Source organism: Streptomyces sp. NPDC047002 (assembly GCF_040704505.1).
GTDB lineage: Bacteria > Actinomycetota > Actinomycetes > Streptomycetales > Streptomycetaceae > Streptomyces.
Genome location: NZ_JBEYWC010000013.1, coordinates 128,191 through 145,899 on the forward strand (window position 1 = coordinate 128,191; position 17,709 = coordinate 145,899).

Here is a 17,709-nt window from a genome sequence, read left to right on the forward strand (position 1 = left end):
GCTCCGGTGCGGCTCCGGCTCTGGCTCCGGCTCCGGCTCTGGCTCCGGCTCCGGCTCCGGCTCTGGCTCTGGCTCCGGCTCCGGCTCTGGCTCTGGCTCCGGTGCGAAAGGACCACGTGGACGCGGCCGCCGCGCGGGGCACGCGGACGGCATGGGAAGGATCAGGGTGGGCACGTGCTCGTGGACGGACAGGGAGCTGGTGGCCGGGGGCTGGTACCCGCCGGGCAGCCGGGACGCCGCGGGCAGGCTGCGCCACTACGCCGCCGCCTTCCCCGTGGTCGAGGTGGACGCCACGTACTACGGCCTGCCGAGCACCCGCAACAGCCTGCTGTGGGCCGAGCGCACCCCCGCGGACTTCCGCTTCGACGTGAAGGCGTTCTCGCTGCTCACCGGCCACCCGACCCGGCAGTCCTCGCTCCCCGCCGACCTGCGCTCCGCGCTGCCGGCGCGGCACGGCCCCGACGGCGTCGACCCCGGTCTGCTCGACGACGTGTGGGACCGCTTCAGCGGCGCGCTCGCACCGCTGCGCACGGCGGGGCGGCTGGGGACACTGCTGTTCCAGTTCCCCCGGCGGCTCGCCCCCGGCCCCGCTGCCACCGCCTTCGTACGCCGGTGCAGGGAGCGGGCCGCGGGCTGGCCCATGGCCGTGGAGTTCCGGCACCCCGGCTGGTGGCGGCCGGAGCGCGCGGCGGAGACGGCCGCGCTGCTCGCGGACGGCGACATGGCGGCCGTGGCCGTCGACATGGCGCAGACGCTGGACTCCTCCGTACCGCCCACCCTGCCGGTCACCTCGCCGCGCCTCGCCGCGGTGCGCTTCCACGGCCGCAGCGAGGCCTGGGGGACCGGCACCAAGGAGGACAGGTTCCGCCACGCCTACACACCGGGCGAGCTCGCCGAGTGGCTCCCCCGCGTCCGGGCGGCCGCCGCGCAGGCACGCGAGGTCCACGTCCTTTTCAACAACTGCTGCGGCGACGCGGCGGTCCGCGCCGCCGCCGCCATGCAGGCCCTCCTGGACCCCCCGCCCCCGCGACCGTCCTGACGCCCGGCCCGCGCGAGCGCCCCCGTATCGTCGGCCGCATGCGTCTGAGCACCGTGATCCTGCCGATCCACCGCTGGTCCGAGGGCCGAAAGGCGTGGCGGCACGCCGAGGAACTCGGCTTCCACACCGCCTACACCTACGACCACCTCTCCTGGCGCTCCTTCCGCGACAGAACCTGGTTCGGCGCCGTCCCCACCCTGACCGCGGCGGCCACCGCCACCACGACCCTCCGCCTCGGCACCCTCGTCACCTCCCCCAACTTCCGCCACCCGGTCACCCTCGCCAAGGACCTGATGACCCTCGACGACATCTCCGGCGGGCGCGTCACCCTCGGCGTCGGGGCGGGGACGACCGGCTTCGACGCCACCGCGCTCGGGCAGGAGCCCTGGTCGCCGCGCGAACGCGCCGACCGGCTCGCCGAGTTCGTGGCGCTGCTCGACCGGCTGCTGACCGAGCCCGCCGTGACGCACCGGGGCACGTACTACTCGGCCGGCGAAGCACGCAACATCCCCGGCTGCGTGCAGCGGCCCCGGCTCCCGTTCGCCGTCGCCGCCACCGGGCCGCGCGGTCTCGGGCTCGCCGCCGGGTACGGACAGGCCTGGGTGACCACCGGCGATCCCAGGCTGTTCGAGACCGGCACGCCTGAGCAGTCGCTGGCAGCCGTCCGCGGCCAGATCGAGCGGCTCGGCGCCGCCTGCGAGAACATCGGCAGGAACCCGGACGAGCTGGACAAGGTGCTGCTCACCGGCTTCACCCCGGAGCGCGCCCTGCCCATGTCGTCGGTGGACGCCTTCGTGGACTTCGCCGGGCGCCACGCCGAGCTCGGCGTCACCGAGATCGTCGTGCACGCCCCGGTGCCCGACTCCGACTTCGACACCGATCCCGCGGTCTTCGAGCGGATCGCCGCCGAGGCGCCCGCGCAGCTGGGCGGCTGAGCCGGGGCGGTCCGTGCGTCGGGCGGCGAATACCGCTCTGAGCTGCGCGGAAGAGGGCAGGGAGGAGGCAGCAAGAGGGCAAAGGGGGATCGGGAGTCCCTGGACAAGTGAGGCCTTCATCCGGTGCGGGAGCCCGCCGAGAGTGGTGTGCACGGAGGCCGTACGGGACGCGTGACCGGCACGCGACCGGCCTTCCGCACCCGCTGGGAGAGCCCCTCATGACCACTGCGTCCACCACCCACGCCGGCACCGGGACGATCGCGATCGTCACCGGCGCCAACCGCGGTCTCGGCCGCGACACCGCGCTGCGGCTCGCCGAGGCCGGCACCGATCTGATCCTTACCTACCGCTCGCACGAGGACGAGGCGGCCTCCGTCGTGGCCGAGGTCGCCGCGTTCGGCCGCACCGCCCACGCGGTGCGCCTCGACACCGCGGACGTCTCAGGCTTCGCCGCGTTCGCCGACACCGTACGCGGCCTGCTCAAGGAACACTGGGCGAGGGACGACTTCGACTTCCTGGTCAACAACGCGGGATCCGTCGTGATGGCCCCCTTCACCGAGATCACCGAAGAGGGCTTCGACCAGATGATGAACGTGCACCTCAAGGGCGTGTTCTTCCTGACGCAGACCCTCCTGCCGCTGATGGCGGACGGCGGCCGGATCATCAACCTGTCGACCGGTCTCGCCCGCTTCACCCTCCCCGGCATGTCCGCCTACGCGTCCATGAAGGGCGGCGTCGAGGTCCTCACACGCTACCTGGCCAAGGAGCTCGGCGACCGCGGCATCACCGCCAACGCCGTCGCGCCCGGACCGATCGCCACGGACTTCGCGGGCGGCTCCGTACGGGACGACGAGGCCACCCGGTCCGCGCTCGACAAGCTGACCGCGCTCGGCCGCGTGGGCGTCGCCGAGGACATCGGCGGCGTGGTCGCGGCCCTCCTCGACCCGCGCACCCGCTGGATCAACGGCCAGCGCGTCGAGGCGTCAGGCGGCCACCTGCTCTGACCGGTACGGCGGCACCGAGAGCGCGGAGAAGGAGGAGACTGACACCATGGACCGAGCACAGCTTGCGGACTTCCTGCGCACGCGCCGCGAGGCGCTGCAGCCGGAGGACGTGGGCCTGCCGCGCGGCGCCCGCCGCCGCACCCGCGGCCTGCGGCGCGAGGAGGTGGCCGCCCTGAGCGGGATGTCCACGGACTACTACACCCGGATCGAGCAGCAGCGCGGGCCCCAGCCTTCGGAGCCCATGCTCGCGGCCATCGCACGCGGCCTCCATCTCTCGCTCGAGGAGCGCGACCACCTCTTCCGGCTCGCGGGGCACAACACCCCCAGGCGCGAGCTGGTCGGAGACCATGTGAACCCGGGGATCATGCGCATCCTCGACCGCCTGGCCGACACCCCCGCGCAGATCGTGAACGCGCTCGGGGAGACGCTCAGGCAGACCCGGCTCAATGTCGCGCTGTTCGGCGACGAGACCCGGTACACGGGGCTCGACCGGAGCATTTACCACCGGTGGTTCACCGACCCGTACGCGCGCCGGGTCTACCCGGAGGCGGACCACCCGCGGCACAGCCGCGTCTTCGCCTCGCAGCTGCGCGCCGTCTACTCCAAGCAGGGCGCGGACTCCAGGGCCGGGGAGATCGTCGACGCGCTGCTGGCGCAGAGCGAGGAGTTCCGCACGGTGTGGGCCGCGCACGAGATCGGCATGGTCCACACCTCGCAGAAGCGGATCACCCACCCGGACCTGGGCCTCCTCGAAGTGCACTGCCAGGTGCTGCACGACGACACCCAGTCGCAGGTGCTGCTGGTCTTCACCGCGACGCCGGGCTCGGAGAGCCACGAGAAGCTGCGCCTGCTCTCCGTGACGGGCGACCGCAGCCCCGTGCGCTGAGGCCGGCGCGCCCCACCGTCCCGCACGTGCCGGGCGGGCCGTGCGCGGCCTGGCGGGTACGGCCCGCGCGGGACCGGCCGCGCGGAGTGAGCCCGGACACGCGCGGGGCCGCCCGGACGCCCCGTACGGGAGAATGACCGGGTGATCTCCGACCCCGTGCCCTCCGCCGAGGCGACCGAGTCGCCGCTGCCCGCCCGCCCCCGTCTGATAGCCACCGACCTGGACGGCACGCTGCTGCGCGACGACAAGTCCGTGTCGGACCGCACGGTCGCCGCGCTCGCCGCCGCCGAGGCCGCGGGCCTCACCGTGCTGTTCGTGACCGGCAGGCCGCCGCGCTGGATGGACGTCGTGCGCGACCACGTCCACGGCCACGGGCTCGCCATCTGCGGCAACGGCGCCGTCGTGGTGGATCTGCACACCGGCGTCCCCACGCAGGTCAGGCCGCTGCCGCACCCCGTCGCGCTGGACGTCGTACGGGAGCTGCGCGCCGCGGCGCCCGGCACCTCGTTCGCCGTGGAGTTCACGGACGGCATCACCTACGAGCCCGCGTACCCGCGCTTCGCGCTCGACCCGGGGACCCTCGTCGCGCCCGCCGAGAAGCTCCTCGACGAGGGCGTGCGGGACGGCGGCGAGCCCGCGCCGGTCGTGAAGCTCCTCGCCCACCACCACGACCTGACCCCCGACGGCTTCCTCACCCTCGGCAGGACCGTCGCAGGCGACCGGGCCTCCTTCACCCGGTCGAGCCCGTCCGCCCTGATCGAGGTGAGCGGCTACGGCGTCAGCAAGGCGAGCACGCTGGCGCTGTGCTGCGCGGAGCGCGGCATCTCGGCCGACGAGGTCGTCGCGTTCGGGGACATGCCGAACGACCTGGAGATGCTGACCTGGGCGGGCACCTCCTACGCCATGGGCAACGCCCACCCGGACGTACTCGCCGCCGCGAGCGACCGCACGACCACCAACGAGGAGGACGGCGTGGCCGCCGTCATCGAGGAGATCCTCACCCGCCACGGCTGAGCCCACGCGACGCGGGGGCCCGGCAGGGGGTGACCCGCAGGCCGCGCGGACCCGGCACGGGGCCCGCCGAGACCCGGGGCCCGAGACGGCCGGGCCCGCCGAGACGCGCGGGCCCGGCGCGGCGGCGCCCGCCGGGACGCGAGGCCCGGCGCGGCGGAGTCAGTCCGCTTCCGTGCCGAGCGGCGCCTGCCAGAGCACCGTCGTGCCCGCGCCGTCCGCGCCGGTCTCCACGCGGCTCGAACCGCCGAGCGCCTCCGCGCGCCTGGTCAGGTTCCGCAGGCCGCTGCGCCTGCCGCCCTCCGGCACGCCGACCCCGTCGTCCGCCACGGTCAGCCGGACCGCGGGCGTGCCGTCGGGCAGCGCGGCCGTGGCGTCCACGATGACCTCGATACGGCCGGCGTGCGCGTGCCGGAACGCGTTGGACAGCGCCTCCCGCAGCGCGGCGATCAGGTTCCGGCCTGCCGGCTCGCCCACCGCGGAGTCGACGTCCCCGACGAACCGCGCCACAGGCACGAACCCCAGCGGCACGGCGGCCGTCTTGATCTCCCGCAGGACGCGCGTCCGCAGCCCCGCGGGCTCGTCCGACGTGTCCTGCTGGAGCGCGAAGACGGCCGTGCGGATCTCCTGGATCGTCACGTCCAGTTCGTCGATGGCCCGTCCGATGCCCGTACGGACCTCGGCCGAGTCCCCGTCCTTCCGGCCGCCCTCCAGCATCATGCCGGTCGCGAACAGCCGCTGGATGACCACGTCGTGGAGGTCGCGGGCGATCCGGTCGCGGTCCTCGAGCACGGCGAGCCGCTCCCGGTCGCGCTGGGCCTCGGCCATCATCAGCGCGAGCGCCGCCTGCGAGGCGAACTGCGCGGCGAGGATGCGCTCGGTCTCGGTGAACCGCCGCGCCCCGCGCGCCCGCGGCGTCGCGAGCGCGCCCAGGACCCGGCCGCCGCTCTCCAGTGGCAGCAGCATCACCGGGCCGTACGAGTCGGCCAGGTCGGTCCTGCTCGACTCGGTCGCCGCGTCGTCGAGGAAGACCGACTCGCCGTCGAGCAGCGCCGCGACGATCGGGCTGTCCTCGGGGAAGACCGCACCGAGCCTGCTGCCCGGGGTGTCGGCGCAGACGGCGACGATCTCCAGGCCGCCGCCCTCCGCCGGCAGCAGCACGATCCCCGCGTCGGCCTCCGCGAGGCGCCGTGCCTGCTCGGCGACGACCGTGAGCGGGTCGGCGGCGTCGCCCGCCTCGCCGCGCGAGAGCAGCGCGGTGGTGACGGCGACCGACCCGTCGATCCACCGCTCGCGCTGGCGGGCCGCCTCGTAGAGCCGCGCGTTGCCGATCGCCATGCCGGCGGCCGTCGCGAGGACGCGCATCATGTGCAGGTCCTGGCTGCTGAACTCGGTGCCGTCCCGCCGGTCCGCGAGGTACAGGTGGCCGAAGATCCGGCCACGGACGCGGATCGGTACGCCGATGCGCTCCAGCAGGTCCTCCGCCCTGCCGTAGGTGACGAACTCGCGGTAGTCGTCGCCCGCCTCGTCCATCACGCCGATCGCCGTGTACCGGGCGCCGGAGAGCTCCGCCGCGATGAGGCAGATGCGGTCGAGGGTGGAGCGCAGTTCGAGATCCGTGCCGATCGCCCGCATGGCCTCAAGGAGCCCCGGCACACCGGCACTGAACTCGGCGGCCGCTGGTTCCGCGGCGGGCGGCTCGGACGTCATGGTCAGAGACTAATCAGGACGAATCCCCCGCGCACGGCGCGCTCCGCCGCCGACCGGCACACGAGACGCCCGGGCACGGCGCGCACGGTCCGCCGTCACCCCGCGCGGGGCGGCTGCGTCACGCGGCCCGGCCCGCGAGCAGCGCGCCACCCGCCAGGTCCCCCGCGCGCTCCCGCTCGGCCATCCGCCGCAGCGGCCCCTCCTCCGCAGCGAGCCGTGCGTACGGGCCGCGCTGCACGACGCGCCCGGCGTCGAGGACGACCACCTCGTCCACGGCTTCGAGCCCGTGCAGCCGGTGCGTGATGAGCAGGGTCGTACGGCCCTCGGTCGCGGCCAGCAGATCCGCCGTCAGGGCGTCGCCCGTCGCGGTGTCGAGGTGTTCCGCGGGCTCGTCGAGGACGAGGACGGGGAAGTCCGCGAGGAGCGCGCGAGCCAGCGCGAGACGTTGGCGCTGGCCGCCGGAGAGCCGCGCGCCGTGCTCCCCGACGAGGGTGTCGAGGCCGTGCGGCAGCCCGTCGGCCCAGTCGAGGAGCCGCGCGGCCCGCAGGGCGTCCCGCAGTTCGTCCTCGGTGGCGTCCGTACGGGCGAGGCGCAGGTTCTCCCGTACGGAGCTGTCGAAGAGGTGCGCGTCCTGGGCGCAGAGCCCGACGAACCGGCGCACCGCGTCGCCGTCGAGGGCGCTCGCGTCGGTGCCGCCGAGCTGCCAGCGGCCCTCGCGGGGGTCGAGGAACCGCAGCAGCACCTGGGCCAGGGTCGTCTTGCCCGACCCCGAGGGTCCGACGACGGCGACCCTGCGGCCCGCGGTCAGCGTCAGGTCGAACCCGGTGAGCGCGTCGCGCGCGGCGCCGGGGTGGCGCGCGGTCACACCGTCGAGGCGCAGCGGGAACGGCGTGGCGGGCGGCGCCGCGGGGTGCTCCGGCTCCGCCACGGGTACGGGCGCGTCGAGCACGTCCCGCACCCGCTCGGCGCTGCGCCGAGCGCGGGTACGGAACCGGACCGCGAGCGGCAGCCCCGCGACCGCCTCGAACGCCGCGAGCGGGAACAGGACGACGACCGCGAGGTCCACGCCTGGCAGCCGTCCCGAGGCGACTGCCCCGACCCCTGCCACCGCGGCGGCGGCCACGGTCAGTCCGCACACCAGCGCCGAGAGCCCGGCCCCGAGCGCGGTGGCGGCGGCGCCGCGTGACGCGAGCGAGGTCAGCTCGCCGTCCGCGGCACGGGCGGCGCGCAGCCGGCGCGGCAGGGCACCGGCGACGGTGATCTCGCCGACCCCGCGCAGGAGTTCCGCGACCTGGACGGCGAGCGCGCCGCGCGCGGGCGCGAGCCGCCGCTCGGCGCGGCGGGCGAGCGCGCCGCTGAGCGCGGGCACGGCAACCCCCGCTACGAGCAGCCCGGCCGCGAGCACCAGGCCCGCCGCCGGCAGCAGCCACGCGGTGAAGGCGGCGGTCGCCGCGGACACCAGCGCGGAGGCCCCGACGGGCAGCAGCCACCGCAGCCAGTAGTCCTGGAGCTGGTCCACGTCGGCGACGAGCCGCGTCAGCAGGTCGCCCCTGCGGGTGGTGCGCAGCCCCGCGGGCGCGACGCGTTCGAGGCGCCGGTAGACGGCGACGCGCACCCCGGCGAGCAGCCGGAGCACGGCGTCGTGCGACACCAGGCGCTCCGCGTACCGGAACACGGCGCGGCCGATGCCGAAGGTGCGCGTCGCGGTGACCGCGACCATCAGATAGAGGACGGGCGGGTGCTGCGACGCCCGGGAAATCAGCCAGCCCGACACCCCGAGCAGCCCGACGGCCGAGCCCAGCGCGAGGCTCCCGAGCACCAGCGCGAGCAGCAACCGCCCCCGCATCGCCCTGCGCCCCACGACCACCCCGGTACGCGGACCCCGCGCGAAGTCCAACCCGCCGCGCTCCGCGCCGGACGCCTCCCGCCCCACAACCGATCCGGACCGCCCCGACCCCGACCCCACCCCCACCGACAGCGGACCCGCCGCCCCGACGGACGCCCCAGCCGACTCCACACCCGAGGCCGCCCGCCCCGCGGGCGCATCAGACCCAGCCGGCCGTACGCCCGCCGACCCGGCGGACGCCCCCGCCCGCCCCGTGGGCACCTCCGCCCGCGCGGATCGCGCGCCCGCGGCAGCCGCGGGCGCGCCCCGCCGGGCGGCGGGCGCCGCGGCGGCCTCGGGCGCGTTCAGGGTCACCACCCGGTCCGCCGCCGCGAGCAGCGCGGGCCTGTGGGCGACCAGCAGGACGGTGCGGCCGGCCGCGAGGCGGCGTACCGCGTCCACGATCGCGGCCTCCGTCGCGCCGTCGAGCGCGGCGGTCGGCTCGTCGAGGAGCAGCAGCGGCCGGTCGGCGAGGAACGCGCGGGCCAGCGCGAGCCGTTGCCGCTGCCCCGCGGAGAGCCCGGCGCCGTCCTCGCCGAGCGCGGTCTGCGCGCCGTCCGGGAGCGCCGCGACGAACGCGTACGCGCCCGCGTCCCGCAAGGCCGCCCACACCGCGGCGTCGTCCGCGTCCGGCCGGGCGAGGCGCACGTTCTCCGCGACGGTGCCCGCGAAGAGATACGGGTTCTGCGGGACCCAGGCGATCTGCTCGCGCCAGCCCGCCAGGTCCACGTCCGCGAGGTCGACGCCGCCGAGACGTACCGTCCCCGAGTCGGGCCGGGTGAAGCCGAGCACGACGTCGAGCAGGGTGGACTTCCCGACCCCGCTCGGCCCGGCCAGCGCGACCGTCTCGCCCGGCAGGACGTCGAGCGTCGCCCCGGCGGGCGACGCGGCGGCGCGGCCCTCGTGGCGCACCGCCACGTCCCGCAGTTCGAGGCGGACGGACCCGGGCACCACTGCCCCGCTGCGCGGCGCCTCGTCCTCCAGGACGGCGAAGATCTCCTCCGCCGCGGAGAGCCCCTCGGCCGCCGCGTGGTACTGCGTGCCGACCTGCCGGATCGGCAGATACGCCTCGGGCGCGAGCACCAGGATGACAAGGCCGGTGGTGAGGTCCAGGTCGCCGTGGACGAGCCGCAGGCCGACCCCGACGGCGACCAGCGCCACCGACAGCGTCGACAGGAGCTCCAGCGCGAAGGACGAGAGGAACGCGATCCGCAGCGTGCGCAGGGTCGCCTGCCGGTACTCGTCGGTGATCCGGCGGATCGACTCGGCCTGCGCCTTGGCCCGGCCGAAGACCTTGAGGGTCGGCAGCCCCTCGACCACGTCGAGGAAGTGCCCGGAGAGCCGGGTCAGCAGCCGCCACTGCCGGTCGGTTCGCGCCTGGGTGACCCAGCCGATGAGCGCCATGAAGACCGGGATCAGCGGCAGGGTCACCACGATGATCGCCGCGGAGATCCAGTCCTCGGTGACGATGCGGGCGAGCACCGCCACCGGCACCACGACGGCGAGGCCCAGCTGCGGCAGGTAGCGGGCGAAGTAGTCGTCCAGCGCGTCGACTCCGCGGGTGGCGAGCGTGACCAGCGCGCCGGTGCGCTGCCCGCTGAGGCGGCCGGGGCCGAGCGCCGCGGCCCTGGCCAGCAGCCTACCGCGCAGTTCGGACTTGACCGAGGCGCTGGTGCGGTGGGCGGCCAGCTCGGTCAGCCAGGCCACCAGCGCCCGGCCCGCGGCGACCGCCCCGAGCAGGACCAGCGGCGTCAGCAGCGAGCCCACCCCCCGGCCGTGGTGGAACGCCCCCACCACGATCTCGGCGATCAGCATGGCCTGCGCGATGACCAGCCCCGCTCCCACCGCGCCGAGCACCACCGTCGCGGCGAGGAAGAAGCGGGTCGCGCGGGCGTACCTGAGCAGTCGGGGATCGATTGGTTTCACGTGAAACACCGGCTCCCGGTCAGTGGGTGCGGGCCGCGGGGACGGTCACGCCGGCCCCGCCCGCCCCGGCGATGTGCTGGGTGCCGATCCGCTTGCGGAACACCCAGTAGGTCCAGCCCTGGTAGAGCAGGACGAGCGGCGTCGCACACCCGGCGCACCACGTCATGATCGTCAGCGTGTACGGGGTCGACGACGCGTTGGAGACCGTCAGACTCCACCGGGGGTCGAGCGTCGAGGGGAGCACGTCGGGGAAGAGGGTCAGGAACAGCGTGGTGACGACGCCGACCACCGCGAGCCCCGACAGGGCGAACGACCAGCCCTCGCGCCCGCGTCCGGCCGCGACCACCGCGAGGACCAGCGCCACCACGGTGCCGACCACGGCGAACAGGGACTCCACGTCACCGCTGTCGATCTGCGTCCAGGCGAGGAAGCCGCCCACCGCGACGGCCGTCGCCGCCCCGAGCCCGGTGGCCAGCCGCCGGGCCCGCACCCGGATGCCCCCGACCGTCTTCAGCGCCGCGAACACCGCGCCGTGGAAGGTGAAGAGGAGCAGCGTCACCGCGCCGCCGAGCAGCGCGTACTGGTTGAGCAGGTCCCCGAGCCCGCCGACGTAGTCGCCGTGCGCGTCGATCCGCAGCCCGTGCGCGATGTTGGCGAAGAAGACGCCCCAGACGACGGCCGGCAGCAGCGACGACCAGAAGATCGCGTGCTCCCAGTTGCGCTGCCAGCGCTCCTCGGGCCGCTTGGCCCGGTACTCGAAGGCGACGCCGCGCACGATCAGGCAGACCAGGATGAGCAGCAGCGGCAGGTAGAAGCCGGAGAACAGGGTGGCGTACCAGTCGGGGAAGGCCGCGAAGGTCGCGCCCGCCGCGCTGATCAGCCAGACCTCGTTCCCGTCCCAGACGGGCCCGATGGTGTTGATGAGGACGCGCCGCTCGGCCCGGTCCCTGGCGAGGAGTTTGGTCAGCACCCCGATGCCGAAGTCGAAGCCTTCGAGGAAGAAGTAGCCGGCCCACAGGACGGCGATGAGGACGAACCAGATGTCGTGGAGTTGCATGGCGGACCGGCTCCTCAGTACGAGAAGGCCATCGGCCGGTCGGCGTCCGCGGCTGCGCGGTCGCCTCCGATCCGGGTGGGCGGGTGGAGATCGGACTCGGTGAGCTCGGGCGGCCCGGCCTTGACGTACTTCACCATCAGCTTGACCTCGACGACCGCGAGGATCCCGTAGAGCAGGGTGAAGACGATCAGCGAGGTCAGGACCTCGGCGGTCGAGACGCCGGGGGAGACCGCGTCGGAGGTGCGCAGCACGCCGTAGACGACCCAGGGCTGCCGCCCGTTCTCGGTGAAGATCCAGCCCCAGGACATGGCGATCATCGGGAAGGTCGTCGTGGCGAGGGCGGCGGTCCAGTACCAGCGGGCGAGCCTCGGGGGGAGCGCCGTACTGCGGAAGAGGACGAGGTGCGGCACCTCGTCGGGCCCGGTCCGCAGGTGCGCGGGGAGCAGGAACTTCTTCCGGGTGAGCCACAGACCGAGCAGCCCGAGGCCGAAGGAGGCCATGCCGAAGCCGATCATCCAGCGGAAGCCCCAGTAGGCGACCGGGATGTTGGGCCGGTAGTCGCCGGGCCCGAACTTCTGCTGTTCCGCCTTGTTGACGTCGTTGATGCCGGGGACGTGGGAGGAGAAGTCGTCGTCGGCGAGGAAGGAGAGCAACCCGGGGATCTCCAGCTCGACGCTGTTGTGGCCCTTGGCGACGTCCCCGTAGGCGAAGACGGAGAAGGGCGCGGGGGACTCGCCGTTCCAGAGGGCCTCGGCCGCCGCCATCTTCATGGGCTGCTGCTTGAACATCACCTTGCCGAGCTGGTCGCCGCTGAGGGCGGTGAGCAGGCCCGCGACCACCACGGTGACCAGGCCGAGCCGCAGCGAGGTCCGCATCACCGGGACGTGCTTCTTCCGCGCGAGGTGGTAGCCGGCGATGCCGACCACGAACGCGCCGCCCACCAGGAACGAGGCGGTGAGCGTGTGCGCGAACTGGGTGAGCGCGGTGTTCTGGGTCAGGACCGACCAGAAGTCGGTGAGTTCGGCCCTGTGGGTCTTCTTGTCGATGCGGAACCCGGTCGGGTGCTGCATCCAGGAGTTGGCCGCGAGGATGAAGTACGCGGACAGGACCGTGCCGATCGAGACGATCCAGATGCAGGCCAGGTGGATCTTCTTCGGCAGCTTGTCCCAGCCGAATATCCACAGGCCCACGAAGGTGGACTCGAAGAAGAAGGCGATGAGCGCCTCGAAGGCGAGCGGGGCTCCGAAGACGTCGCCGACGAACCGCGAGTAGTCCGACCAGTTCATGCCGAACTGGAACTCCTGCACGATGCCGGTGACGACCCCCATCGCGATGTTGATCAGGAACAGCTTTCCCCAGAACTTCGTGGCCGTGAGGTACTTCGGGTTCTCGGTACGGACCCATGCGGTCTCCAGCCCGGCCGTGATGGCGGCGAGGGAGATCGTGAGCGGCACGAAGAGGAAGTGGTAGACGGTGGTGATGCCGAACTGCCAGCGGGCCAGGGTGTCCGGCGCCAAAGCGAGGTCCACGTCGTCTCTCCTTACTTCGCCGTGGTCACGCGCCCCACCCGGCCCACTGCGGTGCCATAGCCCCGCAAACAACAACGAACCAGGCGGGCTTGTGAATGCGTTCACATTCACAAGACCAGTATGGCGCAGCCCTCCACCGGATCGGCAGGCGGGGGTACGTCGCCTGAATCACATCTGATGCGTGTCACATCGACGTCGCACCTTATGCCGGGAATGTCGGCCGAGTGGCTGGGACATAGGCCCGCAAAAGACGCAAGTGGCCACCGCGGCAGGGACGGTGGAGCCGGTGCCGTCCACGACGCGAAGGGCCGCCGAGGACGCAAAGTCCCGGGCGGCCCGTACGCATGCGGCAATGGCGGCTACAGCACCGTGCGGAACTCCTCCGCCGCGCCCAGGAACAGGTCGTTCGCCTCGGGCTCCCCGACCGTCACCCGCACGCCCTCACCGGCGAACGGCCGCACCACCACCCCGGCGCGCTCGCACCGCGCGGCGAAGTCCAGCGTCCGCTCGCCGAGCCGGAGCCAGACGAAGTTGGCGTGCGTCTCCGGCACCGTCCAGCCCTGCGCGCGCAGCCCGCCGACGACCCGGTCACGCTCCTTGACCAGCGCGTCGACCCGCAGGAGCAGCTGCTCCTCCGACCGCAGCGAGGCGACGGCCGCGTCCTGCGCGATCTGGCTGACGCCGAACGGCACGGCCGTCTTGCGCAGCGCGTCGGCCACGGGCTCGTGGGCGATCGCGAAGCCGACCCGCAGCCCCGCGAGCCCGTACGCCTTGGAGAAGGTGCGCAGCACGGCCATGTTCGGCCGGTCGCGGTAGATCTCCACGCCGTCGGGCACCTCCGCGTCGCGGTTGAACTCGCGGTAGGCCTCGTCCAGGACGACCAGCACGTCGGACGGCACCTTGTCGAGGAACCGCTCCAGCTCCGCCCTGCGCACCACGGTGCCCGTCGGGTTGTTGGGGTTGCAGACGAAGATCAGCCGCGTCCTCTCGGTGATCGCGGCCGCCATCGCGTCCAGGTCGTGGCCCTCGCCCGGGGTCAGCGGCACCTGCACGGAGGCCGCCCCCGAGATCTGCACGATGATCGGGTACGCCTCGAAGGAGCGCCACGCGTACAGGACCTCGTCGCCGGGGCCCGAGGTCGCCTGAACGAGCTGCTGCGCCACCCCCACAGACCCGGTGCCGGTCGCGACGTGCGCCGCCGGCACCCCGAAGTGGCCGGCCAGCTCCGCGGTGAGCTCGGTGCACGCCAGGTCCGGGTAGCGGTGCAGCCGCTCCGCCGAAGCGGCGACCTGCTCCATCACGCCGGGCAGCGGCGGATAGGGGTTCTCGTTGGAGGACAGCTTGTACGCGGCGGCGCCCGCGGGCGCCGGCCTGCCCGGCTTGTAGGTGGGGATGCCGTCCAACTGCGCCCGCAGCCGGGGACCCGTCTCGCTCACCACTGCTCCTCCTCGCCGTTCCCGCCCGCACCGGCAGCTCCGCCGCACGGGTGATCTCACCCTACGAGCAGACGGCCCCCGCGCGAACGGGGCGGCCGGGCCCGCGCCCGCCGGCGCTCTCCCGTCCAGGCCCCGCGAACCTCCGGCCCCGCGCGCCCCACCCGGCGGCCTCGCCGGGCCCGTATGGCCGGGGGCGCACTCCTGTCTGGCGCGCGCTGGTGGCTCGCGCCGTGGCGCGCGTCCCCCGTAGTGGTGAGTTGAGACCTCTTCGAAACATGGCCCCCGCCCCAGGCATAAGCCGCCCACAACATGGAAGATCACGACACGATCCCGTAACTCCCTTTACTTATCAAGGCATTAGAGCTAAATGATCATGCAGAAACGTGCCTGCCAAGTGGTGCATTTGCGACACGCCCAACCACCTGCCCGCGCCCTACTATCGGCTCGCCATGACAGCAGCAGGGAAACACCAGGTGAGCCGGACGGACACAACGCGCAGGGGAGGCCGGCAAGGCGGTAGGGCCGGTATCCGTGACGTAGCCGCCGCGGCCGGTGTCTCCATCACGACCGTCTCCGACGCGCTCAACGGCAAGGGGCGGTTACCCGATGCCACGCGACGCCATGTCCGCGAGGTCGCGGAGCGCCTCGGCTACCGCCCGTCGGCGGCCGCCAGAACCCTCCGCACCGGCAAGTCCGGGCTGATCGGGCTCACGGTCACCACGTACGGGGATGAACCTTTCACCTTCACCGAGTTCGCGTACTTCGCCGAGATGGCGCGTGCCGCGACCTCGGCCGCGCTCGCCCGCGGCTACGCCCTGGTGATCCTGCCCGCCACCTCCCAGCACGACGTCTGGTCCAACGTCGCCCTCGACGGCACCGTCGTCGTCGACCCTTCCGACCACGACCCCGTCGTCACGGAGCTGGTGCGCCAGGGGCTGCCCGTCGTCTCCGACGGCCGGCCCGCGGGCACGCTGCCGGTCACCGCCTGGGTGGACAACGACCACGAGGCCGCCGTACTCGACCTGCTCGACCACATGGCCGAGGCGGGCGCGCGCCGCATCGGACTGCTCACCGGCACCACCACGGACACCTACACACGCCTGTCCACCAGCGCCTACCTGCGCTGGTGCGAACGCGTCGGCCAGGACCCGGTCTACGAGGCGTACCCCGCGCACGACCCCTGCGCCGGCGCCGTCGCGGCGGACCGGCTGCTGGCGCGCCCTGACCGCCCCGACGCCGTCTACGGCCTGTTCGACCCCAACGGCACCGACCTGCTCGCCGCCGCCCGCCGCTACGGCCTGCGCGTGCCCGAGGACCTGCTCCTCGTCTGCTGCAGCGAGTCGACCGTGTACGCGGCGACCGAGCCGCCGATCACCACGCTCTCGCTCAAGCCGCGCCGCATCGGCACCGCGGTCGTACAGCTCCTGATCGACGCCATCGAGGGCGTCGCGGCGGACGGGCCCCTCGAACGGGTGATACCGACCGAGCTGATCGTGCGGACGTCGTCGCAGCGGCGCCCGCCGCGCAGGACGGTCAGCGCGCCCCGCTCCCCGTCGAGCGACCGCCCCTGACCCGCGCGCCGACGCGCCCGGCCGCCGCGCCCGCGCACGGACGGCCGGGCGGCGCGGAGGCCGGGCTTCCGTGCCGCGGTCCTGAGCCAGGGGCCGCTCCTCCCCGCCCCTGAGCACAGGTCCAGACCACCTCTTTCGGGGCGATCAGCGCGAAAAGAGCCGGTCGGCGGGCATCAGGTTCGGATTCACCACCCCTGGTGCGTCACACAGGAGGAGCTGCATTCCTATGATGGGCGCACGACACCGCGGGTCCCTCCCTCTCTCAGGTGGGCAGATCCCCGTCCGGCAGGTCAGGACCCGGCGGTGTACGGCGGCGCGACGGTGGTGGAGGGGTCGATGACACAGGGGGCCGACGAGGAACCCGTGGTGCGTACGGCGACGTTGCGCGACTTCCGCGTGCCGCCCTACGCACAGCAGGTTCCCGTGCAGGGCGAGGCGCCGGCCGCGCCACAGGTCCCGCCCCAGGCGGCGCAGCCGCGTCTGGAGAACGGACAGCCGGTCGCGCCCGCGCACCCGGGCAACGCGGTCCCCGACACCGAGCTGCCGGACGACTACACGCCGACCGAGCGCGACCTGCCGGTACTCGGCGACGACGAGGCGCCCGCGCCCACCGTCCGCATGCAGGTCGCCGAGGACCGGGCGGCCGAGCCGGCGCTCGGCCCGCTCTACGTGGTCGGCGACGTCCACGGCTATCTGGACGAGCTGCTCGCCGCGCTCGCCGAGCAGGGGCTCGTGGACGGCGAGGGCCACTGGTCGGCGGGCACCGCACGCCTGTGGTTCCTCGGCGACTTCACCGACCGGGGCCCCGACGGCGTCGGCGTGATCGACCTGGTGATGCGGCTGTCCGCCGAAGCCGCGGCCGCCGGCGGTTACTGCAAGGCGCTCATGGGCAACCACGAGCTGCTGCTGCTCGGCGCCAAGCGGTTCGGCCCCACGCCCATCAACTCCGGTGCGGGCACGGCGACGTTCCACGCCGCCTGGCTGCTCAACGGCGGGCAGCAGTCCGACATGGAGCGCCTCCAGGACGTCCACCTCCAGTGGATGTCCCGCCTCGACGCGGTGGCCGAGGAGGACGGGCACCTGCTCATGCACTCCGACACCACGGCGTACCTGGACTACGGGACGACGATCGACGACGTCAACGACACCGTCCACCAGATCCTCACCCGCAACGACGCCGACGAGTGCTGGGACCTCTTCCGCAAGCTGACCAGGCGGTTCGCCTTCCGCGACGACGGCCCCGACGCCGTGCGCGAACTGCTCTCCTCGTACGGCGGCAGCCGCATCGTGCACGGCCACAGCCCCATCCCCTACCTGCTCGGCGAGGTCGGGACCGAGGACCCCGACGACGAGGGCGGGCGCTCGGGACCCGTAGTGGAGGGCCCGCACGTCTACGCGGACGGGCTGGCCGTCGCGATGGACGGCGGCGTCACGATGGCCGGAAAGCTGCTGGTCGTCCAGCTCCCGCTGCACGACTGAACGGAGAGGAGCGCCCGGCGCGCCGCGGTGCCGGGCGGCCCGCGGCCGGGCGCAGGAGCGACATCCGTCCTGCGTCGGTGGTGCCGCCGAATCGGCCGACGGGCGGGCGATTTCGCGAAAGTCCCTGTCACAGGGGGCCTGAACCGCTCTACCATCGGCGTATCCGTAGCAGACTCTCCTCCGTTTCTGCCCACCGCCCGCTCTCAGCCGGGTGGACCGGCCCTACGGAGCATCGGGGGAT

The 17,709-nt window shown here is 73.7% G+C and carries 12 protein-coding genes; 7 read left to right on the forward strand and 5 right to left on the reverse strand.

What is annotated here, in order from left to right; genetic code table 11:
* Positions 1 to 151 precede the first annotated feature (151 nt).
* The 5 genes from AB0910_RS15185 (at position 152) to AB0910_RS15205 (ending at position 4,878) form a co-directional block, all read left to right on the forward strand.
* Positions 152 to 1,039, forward strand: a complete 888-nt coding sequence (locus AB0910_RS15185; RefSeq protein ID WP_366745047.1) for a DUF72 domain-containing protein — start codon at positions 152 to 154, stop codon at positions 1,037 to 1,039.
* A gap of 38 nt (positions 1,040 to 1,077) precedes the next feature.
* Positions 1,078 to 1,974 (forward strand): LLM class flavin-dependent oxidoreductase, encoded by an 897-nt coding sequence (locus AB0910_RS15190; protein WP_366745048.1) that lies wholly within the window; start codon positions 1,078 to 1,080, stop codon positions 1,972 to 1,974.
* Positions 1,975 to 2,192: 218 nt separating this feature from the next.
* Complete coding sequence (locus tag AB0910_RS15195; protein WP_366745049.1) at positions 2,193 to 2,978, forward strand: SDR family oxidoreductase; 786 nt, start codon at positions 2,193 to 2,195, stop codon at positions 2,976 to 2,978.
* 46 nt (positions 2,979 to 3,024) lie between these two features.
* Positions 3,025 to 3,864 (forward strand): helix-turn-helix transcriptional regulator, encoded by an 840-nt coding sequence (locus AB0910_RS15200; RefSeq protein ID WP_366745050.1) that lies wholly within the window; start codon positions 3,025 to 3,027, stop codon positions 3,862 to 3,864.
* Between the two features lie 144 nt (positions 3,865 to 4,008).
* On the forward strand, positions 4,009 to 4,878 hold the full coding sequence (locus AB0910_RS15205; protein WP_366745090.1) for a Cof-type HAD-IIB family hydrolase: 870 nt from the start codon (positions 4,009 to 4,011) through the stop codon (positions 4,876 to 4,878).
* 159 nt (positions 4,879 to 5,037) lie between these two features.
* On the opposite strand, the gene AB0910_RS15210 is transcribed toward AB0910_RS15205, so the two are convergent.
* The 5 genes from AB0910_RS15210 to hisC form a co-directional block, all read right to left on the reverse strand.
* Positions 5,038 to 6,585 (reverse strand): GAF domain-containing protein, encoded by a 1,548-nt coding sequence (locus tag AB0910_RS15210; RefSeq protein ID WP_366745051.1) that lies wholly within the window; start codon positions 6,583 to 6,585, stop codon positions 5,038 to 5,040.
* 118 nt (positions 6,586 to 6,703) lie between these two features.
* Positions 6,704 to 10,396: a thiol reductant ABC exporter subunit CydD gene (cydD, locus tag AB0910_RS15215; RefSeq protein ID WP_366745052.1), complete on the reverse strand. Its 3,693-nt coding sequence runs from the start codon at positions 10,394 to 10,396 to the stop codon at positions 6,704 to 6,706.
* A 19-nt stretch (positions 10,397 to 10,415) separates the two neighbouring features.
* Positions 10,416 to 11,453 (reverse strand): cytochrome d ubiquinol oxidase subunit II, encoded by a 1,038-nt coding sequence (cydB, locus tag AB0910_RS15220; RefSeq protein WP_366745053.1) that lies wholly within the window; start codon positions 11,451 to 11,453, stop codon positions 10,416 to 10,418.
* 14 nt (positions 11,454 to 11,467) lie between these two features.
* The gene (locus AB0910_RS15225) at positions 11,468 to 12,982 is read right to left on the reverse strand and encodes a cytochrome ubiquinol oxidase subunit I (RefSeq protein ID WP_366745054.1); all 1,515 of its coding nucleotides are present in this window, start codon (positions 12,980 to 12,982) and stop codon (positions 11,468 to 11,470) included.
* 359 nt (positions 12,983 to 13,341) lie between these two features.
* Positions 13,342 to 14,418 carry a histidinol-phosphate transaminase gene (gene hisC / locus AB0910_RS15230; RefSeq protein WP_366745055.1) on the reverse strand — a complete coding sequence of 359 codons (1,077 nt, stop codon included), beginning with the start codon at positions 14,416 to 14,418 and terminating at the stop codon, positions 13,342 to 13,344.
* Positions 14,419 to 14,867: 449 nt separating this feature from the next.
* Between hisC and AB0910_RS15235 the strand changes: the two genes are divergently transcribed.
* Together AB0910_RS15235 and AB0910_RS15240 are read left to right on the forward strand one after the other, a co-directional pair.
* Positions 14,868 to 15,989: a LacI family DNA-binding transcriptional regulator gene (locus AB0910_RS15235; protein WP_345644490.1), complete on the forward strand. Its 1,122-nt coding sequence runs from the start codon at positions 14,868 to 14,870 to the stop codon at positions 15,987 to 15,989.
* Positions 15,990 to 16,325: 336 nt separating this feature from the next.
* Positions 16,326 to 17,468 carry a metallophosphoesterase gene (locus AB0910_RS15240; RefSeq protein WP_366745056.1) on the forward strand — a complete coding sequence of 381 codons (1,143 nt, stop codon included), beginning with the start codon at positions 16,326 to 16,328 and terminating at the stop codon, positions 17,466 to 17,468.
* Positions 17,469 to 17,709: the final 241 nt, after the last annotated feature.

What these genes read in the sequence shown, in the direction of transcription:
- AB0910_RS15185 (WP_366745047.1), top strand. Translation starts at nt 152, where the DNA reads ATGGGAAGGATCAGGGTGGGCACGTGCTCGTGGACGGACAGGGAGCTG.
- AB0910_RS15190 (WP_366745048.1), top strand. Translation starts at nt 1,078, where the DNA reads ATGCGTCTGAGCACCGTGATCCTGCCGATCCACCGCTGGTCCGAGGGC.
- AB0910_RS15195 (WP_366745049.1), top strand. Translation starts at nt 2,193, where the DNA reads ATGACCACTGCGTCCACCACCCACGCCGGCACCGGGACGATCGCGATC.
- AB0910_RS15200 (WP_366745050.1), top strand. Translation starts at nt 3,025, where the DNA reads ATGGACCGAGCACAGCTTGCGGACTTCCTGCGCACGCGCCGCGAGGCG.
- AB0910_RS15210 (WP_366745051.1), bottom strand. Translation starts at nt 6,585, where the DNA reads ATGACGTCCGAGCCGCCCGCCGCGGAACCAGCGGCCGCCGAGTTCAGT.
- cydB (WP_366745053.1), bottom strand. Translation starts at nt 11,453, where the DNA reads ATGCAACTCCACGACATCTGGTTCGTCCTCATCGCCGTCCTGTGGGCC.
- AB0910_RS15235 (WP_345644490.1), top strand. Translation starts at nt 14,868, where the DNA reads ATGACAGCAGCAGGGAAACACCAGGTGAGCCGGACGGACACAACGCGC.
- AB0910_RS15240 (WP_366745056.1), top strand. Translation starts at nt 16,326, where the DNA reads ATGACACAGGGGGCCGACGAGGAACCCGTGGTGCGTACGGCGACGTTG.